General features: G+C 61.3%; 7 protein-coding genes and 1 pseudogene. 5 read left to right on the forward strand and 3 right to left on the reverse strand.

The window, feature by feature from the left end:
- Positions 1-418 precede the first annotated feature (418 nt).
- Positions 419-1,195: an enoyl-CoA hydratase gene (locus tag ACIPHN_RS25620; RefSeq protein ID WP_400441966.1), complete on the reverse strand. Its 777-nt coding sequence runs from the start codon at positions 1,193-1,195 to the stop codon at positions 419-421.
- 190 nt (positions 1,196-1,385) lie between these two features.
- Between ACIPHN_RS25620 and ACIPHN_RS25625 the strand changes: the two genes are divergently transcribed.
- Positions 1,386-1,823 carry a universal stress protein gene (locus ACIPHN_RS25625; RefSeq protein WP_400441969.1) on the forward strand — a complete coding sequence of 146 codons (438 nt, stop codon included), beginning with the start codon at positions 1,386-1,388 and terminating at the stop codon, positions 1,821-1,823.
- Between the two features lie 77 nt (positions 1,824-1,900).
- Here the strand turns inward: ACIPHN_RS25625 and ACIPHN_RS25630 are convergent, their stop codons facing one another.
- Positions 1,901-3,130, reverse strand: coding sequence for a murein transglycosylase A (locus tag ACIPHN_RS25630; RefSeq protein WP_400441972.1), 1,230 nt, complete (start codon positions 3,128-3,130; stop codon positions 1,901-1,903).
- Here ACIPHN_RS25630 and ACIPHN_RS25635 point away from each other — a divergent pair.
- Positions 3,129-3,284 (forward strand): hypothetical protein, encoded by a 156-nt coding sequence (locus ACIPHN_RS25635; RefSeq protein WP_400441975.1) that lies wholly within the window; start codon positions 3,129-3,131, stop codon positions 3,282-3,284. The two genes, ACIPHN_RS25630 and ACIPHN_RS25635, sit on opposite strands and share 2 nt — an antisense overlap.
- A gap of 41 nt (positions 3,285-3,325) precedes the next feature.
- Here the strand turns inward: ACIPHN_RS25635 and apaG are convergent, their stop codons facing one another.
- Positions 3,326-3,700 (reverse strand): Co2+/Mg2+ efflux protein ApaG, encoded by a 375-nt coding sequence (gene apaG / locus ACIPHN_RS25640; protein ID WP_198984894.1) that lies wholly within the window; start codon positions 3,698-3,700, stop codon positions 3,326-3,328.
- Between the two features lie 222 nt (positions 3,701-3,922).
- On the opposite strand from apaG, the gene rpe reads away from it, so the two are divergent.
- From rpe to ACIPHN_RS25655, 3 genes and pseudogenes are all read left to right on the forward strand, one after another.
- On the forward strand, positions 3,923-4,588 hold the full coding sequence (gene rpe, locus ACIPHN_RS25645; protein WP_006465098.1) for a ribulose-phosphate 3-epimerase: 666 nt from the start codon (positions 3,923-3,925) through the stop codon (positions 4,586-4,588).
- A gap of 35 nt (positions 4,589-4,623) precedes the next feature.
- Entirely contained in the window at positions 4,624-5,304 is a 681-nt protein-coding gene (locus ACIPHN_RS25650; RefSeq protein ID WP_400441978.1) for a phosphoglycolate phosphatase, read from the forward strand.
- Between the two features lie 350 nt (positions 5,305-5,654).
- Positions 5,655-6,731: pseudogene (locus tag ACIPHN_RS25655) on the forward strand (anthranilate synthase component I family protein); the annotation flags it as partial.
- Positions 6,732-6,748 lie beyond the last annotated feature (17 nt).

The following is a 6,748-nucleotide window of genomic DNA, read 5'->3' on the forward strand; positions in this document are numbered from 1 at the left end:
CGAACTTACCTATATTTCTTGTGAGCATTTAATATTTAAAGCTTCCAGAACCGAGGTTCTGTCGCACTTCATTAAACGCCCACGCTTATCGGCTGTTAATTTTTAAAGATCTTGTCTGCCGCAAACGCGCTTGGCGCTGTTTGCATCGCTGCGAATCGTTTTGTTCGTCAGCAGCAGGGGGCGAACTATAGCAACCGACCTTGCAGTGCGCAAGCACTTTTTGAAAAATAATTGAAAATAATTTAGACGAAAGACCTCGCCATTCCTCACAAAAGGCTGCAAACCCAATGCTGGCAAGGCTTTACGCCATTTATTAAAATCCTGATCGCAAGAAAAAATAAATGGCCGCCCTGACGGGCGGCCATTTATTTATCTTTCATCGGGCTAAAAACAGCGGATAACGCCGGCATCAGACTCCTCAACAATTCTTGAACGAAGGGGGACGTTTCTCCAGGAAGGCCTTCATCCCTTCCTTCTGGTCTTCGGTAGCAAAGCAGCTGTAGAACAAAGCCCGCTCGTACTTGATACCCTCGGTCAGCGTGGTCTCGTAGGCACGATTGACCGAGTCCTTGACCATCATCGCCACCTGGCGCGGCATCTCGGCAATGGTGACCGCTGCCGCCATCGCCTCTTCCAGCAGCTTGTCGGCCGCCACGATACGCGACACCAGCCCGGCACGCTCGGCCTCCTGGGCATCCATCATGCGGCCAGTCAGCGCCAGGTCCATGGCCTTGGCCTTGGAGACCGCACGCGGCAGACGCTGGGTACCGCCGGCGCCAGGGACGATGCCAAGCTTGATTTCCGGCTGGCCGAATTTGGCATTGTCGGCGGCAATGATGAAGTCACACATCATCGCCAGCTCACAGCCGCCACCCAGTGCATAGCCAGCGACCGCAGCAATGACCGGCTTGCGGATGCGACGCAGGGTCTCCCAGTTACGGGTGATGAACTCGCCCTGGAAGACATCCATGTAGTTATAGCCCGCCATGACGCTGATATCGGCGCCGGCCGCAAATGCCTTCTCGCTACCGGTGATGACGATGCAACCGATCTCGTCCTGGGCATCGAAGGCCAGCAGCGCTGCACCCAGGTCGGTCATGAGGCCATCATTCAAGGCATTGAGGGCCTTGGGGCGGTTCAGGCGGATCAGGGCGACCTTGTCATGGGTCTCGACCAGGATATTTTCGTAGTTCATGTGAGTCTCCTTCTTATATTCAATCGACAGACCGCCCGGTCGTGGCGCAAACCCGGTGCGGCGATACCGCAGAATAATCAAGAAATCCGACCTAGCGCAATGTCTGCCAAGAATTTCATGCGGGCAAGGTACGGCAGGTCTATATTGAAATCATGGCATCAGCCCACTCACCCCAAACAAGGAGGTAATCATGTTCAAGACCATTCTCGTGCCGACCGACGGTTCCGATCGCTCCGACAAGGCCATCACCATGGCCGTGGATTACGCCAAGCACTGCGGCGCCCGCCTGGTGGCCATTTCGGTCGCTGAGCCCTACCCCTTCTCGCCACTGGCCGAGAGTGCCATGGCGATCGACCCGGTCCTCTATGAAGACAACATGAAAGCGCTGGCCACCCAGCACCTCCAGAAGATCTCCGACGCAGCAGCCGCTGCCGGCGTGGCCTGTGAGACCCTGATCACGCTCTCCTTCAATCCTGATGAGGAAATCATCAAGGCCGCCCAGTCCCATGGCTGTGATGCCATCTTCATGTCTTCCCACGGACGCAGCGGCCTGTCACGCGTGTTTCTGGGCAGCAAGACCCAGAAAGTACTGGCCCACTCGACCATTCCGGTACTGGTACTGCGCTGAGCACAGGCTCATCAAGGAAAAAGCCTGATCCCACGACAGGATCAGGCTTTTTTATTTCCCAAAAGAAATAGCAATACTCAATTGCCGCCAGGCGGCGTCATCCCCCTGGGCAGCAGCACCCACATCATGCCGCGCTGCTTCATGGCCCCCGCGCGGTCCTCGGCCTCGTCACCGAAGCCCCAGAAGTAGTCGGCCCGCACCACGCCACGAATGGCGCCACCGGTATCCTGCGCCACCACCAGGCGCTGCAGCGGGCGCTCGCTATTGGGCAGGGTCGTGGCCAGGAACACTGGCGCACCCAGCGGCACGTGCTGGGGATCGATGGCAATGGAACGCTGCGGTGTCAGCGGAATGCCCTGGGCGCCCTTGGGTCCCTTGGAGGGATCGGGAAGCTTCTCCTCCCTGAAAAAGACATAGCTTGGATTGCTATTGAGCAACTCTTCCTTGCGCGCCGGATTGGCCTGCACCCAGGCCTTGATGTTCTGGGCCGAAGCTTGTGACAGCTCCATCTCGCCCTTGTCCACCAGGTAGCGGCCGATGGACTTGTAGGGACGTCCATTCTGGTCGGCATAGGCCAGGCGGATGGTTTCCCTGGACTCGGGCAGGTAGACGCGTCCCGAGCCCTGCACCTGCAGGAAGAAGGCTTCCACCGGATCATCCACCCAGACGATTTCCTTGCCGGCCAGGCCATTGCCCTGCATCAGCTCGGCGCGGGTCGGATACGGCACCACCTTGCGGCCCACTACCTTGCCGCGCAAGCGCTGGTTCTTCAACTCCGGATAGACACTGGCCAGGTCAATGGTCAGCAGATCGTCCGGGGTCTGGTACAGCGGCGTCTGATACGGCCCGCTACGACGACGCGAGCCGCGCAGCAGCGGTTCGTAGTAGCCGGTCACCAGACCGGTATCGGTACCGTCCGGATTGAACAGCTGGTAAGGCGTGAAATAGGTCTCGAAGTACGAGCGCAGGAAACCCAGGTCATTGGCATTGACCTGCTGGGCGGCACTGCAGGCGGCACGCCATTCAGGCTTGCGGATCATCACCGAGCAGGACGACTGCACGGCCGGCCAGGCTTCGCGCAGGTCATCGTTGCCCCAACCGGGCAGCTGGGCAAAGGTCGTGGCGCGCAGGGCCGGGCCCGGCTGGACGAGCGGCTTGGCCGGGGGCTGGCCGGTGATGGGGGGCAGTGGCGTGGTCTGGCAGGCCGTCAGCAGGACAGCGACCGAGATCGCCAATGCAGGTACACTGGAACGCCTGAGCGCAGAAAGCTTGGCAAAACGATTCAATAACATCGGAGACAGATTCATGTTGTGGTTGATCCTGGAGGCCTGCACCGCCTTCTTCGTCCTGGTCTTCATCGTCTGGTGGACCATGTTCTCGGGGCGCAAGGAAAGCAACGGCAGGCCGGTCACGCGGCAGGCGCCGCGCGCGCAAGAAGGCACAGACAGCGAGTCGCGCTGAAAAATCCTTGGCAGCGCACAAAGACCAGGGAAGCCTGCACCTCAGTGCAGCGTGCGCGGCAGCGACAGGACGAATTCCGGAACGCGCGCGTCGAACTGCTCGCCATCCTCGGCCACGCAGAAGTACTCGCCGTGCATGCTGCCCTGGGGCGTCTTGAGCGAGGTACCGCTGGTGTACTCGAACTGCTCGCCCGGCTGCAGGAAGGGCTGGTGCCCCACCACCCCCAGTCCGCGCACCTCTTCGACGTGGTTGTTGGCATCGGTGATGACCCAGTGGCGCGAGATCAGCTGCGCCGGCACCGTGCCGGTATTGACGATGGTGATCGCATAGGCGAACACGTAATGCGAACGCGATGGATCGGATTGCTCCTCCAGGTACTGGGTCTTGACCGTCACCGTGAACTCATACGCTGCCATGGGATTTCCTGTGTTGTGGATGAAACTGGCGCCAGCGTACCGCAACTCGCGGCAGCCTGCGTGACGCACAGGCCAGATTGCACACGAATTCAGCAGGCAGCGCAAGCCGCGGCGTTCCGTGAGCTCATCGATGCGGCCCCGGCAGGGTAAAATAGCATTTTTGCCGCCTCCGGCCCCGCGCCGCAGGCCGCCCGCCGATTCAGCCATCCTTTCTTGACCGCCATGCCGACCTACCGTATCGCCCCCAGCATCCTGTCCGCCGATTTCGCCCGCCTGGGTGAAGAAGTGCGCAATGTCGTCGCCGCCGGCGCCGACTTCATCCACTTCGACGTGATGGATAACCACTACGTGCCCAACCTGACCATCGGCCCGCTGGTGTGCGAGGCGATCCGTCCGCACGTGCAAGTGCCCATCGACGTGCATCTGATGGTCAAGCCGGTGGATCGCATCATCCCCGACTTCGCCAAGGCTGGCGCCAACCTGATCACCTTCCACCCGGAAGCCTCCGAGCACATCGACCGCTCCCTGCAACTGATCCGCGACAACGGCTGCAAGGCCGGCCTGGTGTTCAACCCCGGCACGCCCCTGCACTATCTGGACCACGTCATGGACAAGCTGGACATGGTCCTGATCATGTCGGTCAACCCCGGCTTCGGCGGCCAGTCCTTCATCCCGGAAGCGCTCAAGAAGATCGCCGAAGTGCGTCGCCGCATCGATGAATCCGGTCGCGACATCCTGCTGGAAGTCGACGGTGGCATCAAGGTCGAGAACATCGCCGCGGCTGCCCGCGCCGGTGCCGATACCTTTGTGGCCGGCTCCGCCATCTTCGGCAAGCCGGACTACAAGGCCGTCATCGACGCCATGCGCGCCGAGCTGGCGCAAGTCTGACTTCCCTTTACCAAGACGACAGGTTTCCTGAGCATATGAGCAAGCTGAACAACATCAAGGCCGCCATCATCGACCTCGACGGCACCATGCTGGATACGGCCGGCGACTTCCAGGTCGCCGTCAACCGCATGCGTGACGAGCTGGGCTTGACGCCCCTGTCCCAGGAAACCATCGTCAACTTCGTCGGCAAGGGTACCGAAAACCTGATCCGCCGCGTGCTGGCCGTGGACTACGCCGAAGATGAGGCGGCCGGCTACTTCCAGCAGGCGCTGGACGCCTATACCGAGCACTACCTGGCCATCAACGGCGACTACGCCTCGCTCTACCCGGGCGTGCTCGAGGGTCTGCAAGCCATGCGCGCCAAGGGCCTGCGCCTGGCCTGCGTGACCAACAAACCGGTGTCTTTCACCCTGCCGCTGCTGGCAAAGAAGGGCCTGAGCGGTTTCTTCGAGGTGGTCTACGGTGGCGACTCCTTCCCCAAGAAGAAGCCCGACCCCATGCCGCTGCTGCAGGTCTGCAGCGATTTCAAGCTGGAGCCGGCCCAGGTGGTGGCCATCGGCGACTCCAGCAACGACGCCCAGGCGGCCCGTGCGGCGGGTTGCCGCGTCCTCAATGTTCCGTATGGATACAACCACGGTGAATCTATACACGACGTCGATTCGGATGGTATAGTCTCAACGCTTGTAGAAGCAGCGCAGCAAATCTCGGTGGACTGACGCCCTGTCAGCTCACCGGTCGATAGACCACAGATCCAACCGCGACCCACATCAATGTTTCGTAACAACAAACGAACCGCTCAACCGACAGCCGCCCCTGAGGCCTGGCTGTGGCGACGCTGGCAATTCCAGGCGCAGTAATTGACGCCTGGACCTGGCCGCACCTGCGTGCCGGGTCGTTTGTTGTGGTACCGCATCCTCCGTATTTCCCGTAATTTCAATAACGACACCGCTGACGAGAGTCCGCACCTGTCTGCTGCATCCGCGTGCATCGCGTCCATGGCTTCATGGCGTCTGCGCCGGTCTGCGGTCAGCCCTGCGTACCCTACAATGGCGGTCTGGAGTGAAACATGACCGAACTCGAATTCAAATCGCTGGCCACCGAAGGCTACAACCGCATCCCGCTGATCGCCGAAGCCTTCGCCGACCTGGAAACACCGCTGACGCTGTACCTCAAGCTGGCTCAGAGCCACAACACCGGCAAGAACACCTTCCTGCTGGAGTCTGTCGTGGGTGGCGAGCGCTTTGGCCGCTACTCCTTCATCGGCCTGCCTGCTTCGACCAAGATCCGCTGCAGCGGCCAGCAGATCGAGGTCTTGAAGAACGACGTGGTCATCGAGACCGCCAAAGGCAATGCGCTGGAATTCATTGCCGACTACCAGTCCCGCTTCAAGGTCGCCATCCGTCCCGGCATGCCGCGCTTCTGTGGCGGTCTGGCCGGCTACTTCGGCTACGACGCGGTGCGCTACATCGAGAAGCGCCTGGAAGACAGCGCCCCCAACGACACCCTGGGCCTGCCCGACATCCAGCTGCTGCTGACCGAAGAACTGGCCGTCATCGACAACCTCTCCGGCAAGCTCTACCTGATCGTCTACGCTGACCCCACCCAGCCGGAAGCCTTCTCCCGTGGTCGCCAGCGCCTGCGCGACCTGCGCGCCATGCTGCGCCGCCCGGCCGATGCACCGGTCACCACCGGTTCGGTGCGTACCGAGACCATCCGCGAATTCCCCAAGGACGAATATCTCAAGGCCGTGGCCCGCGCCAAGGAATACGTGATGGCCGGCGACCTGATGCAGGTGCAGATCGGCCAGCGCCTGAAGAAGTCCTATGTGGATTCGCCGCTGATGCTGTACCGCGCGCTGCGTTCGCTGAACCCCTCGCCCTACATGTACTTCTACAACTTCGGCGACATGCAGATCGTCGGCGCCTCGCCCGAAATCCTGGTGCGCAACGAATCCATCGGCGACGGCCAGAAGAAGATCACCATCCGTCCGCTGGCCGGCACCCGTCCGCGCGGCTCCACCATCGAGCGCGATGAACAGCTGGCGCGCGAGCTGCTGGCCGACCCCAAGGACCTCGCGGAACACGTGGTGCTGATCGCCCTGGCCCGCAACGACCTCGGCCGCATCGGGAGCCCCGGCTGCGTCTAGGTCGCCGCCGCGGG

This window comes from Herbaspirillum sp. NPDC087042, assembly GCF_044745245.1.
In the GTDB taxonomy this organism is placed as follows: Bacteria; Pseudomonadota; Gammaproteobacteria; order Burkholderiales; family Burkholderiaceae_D; genus Herbaspirillum.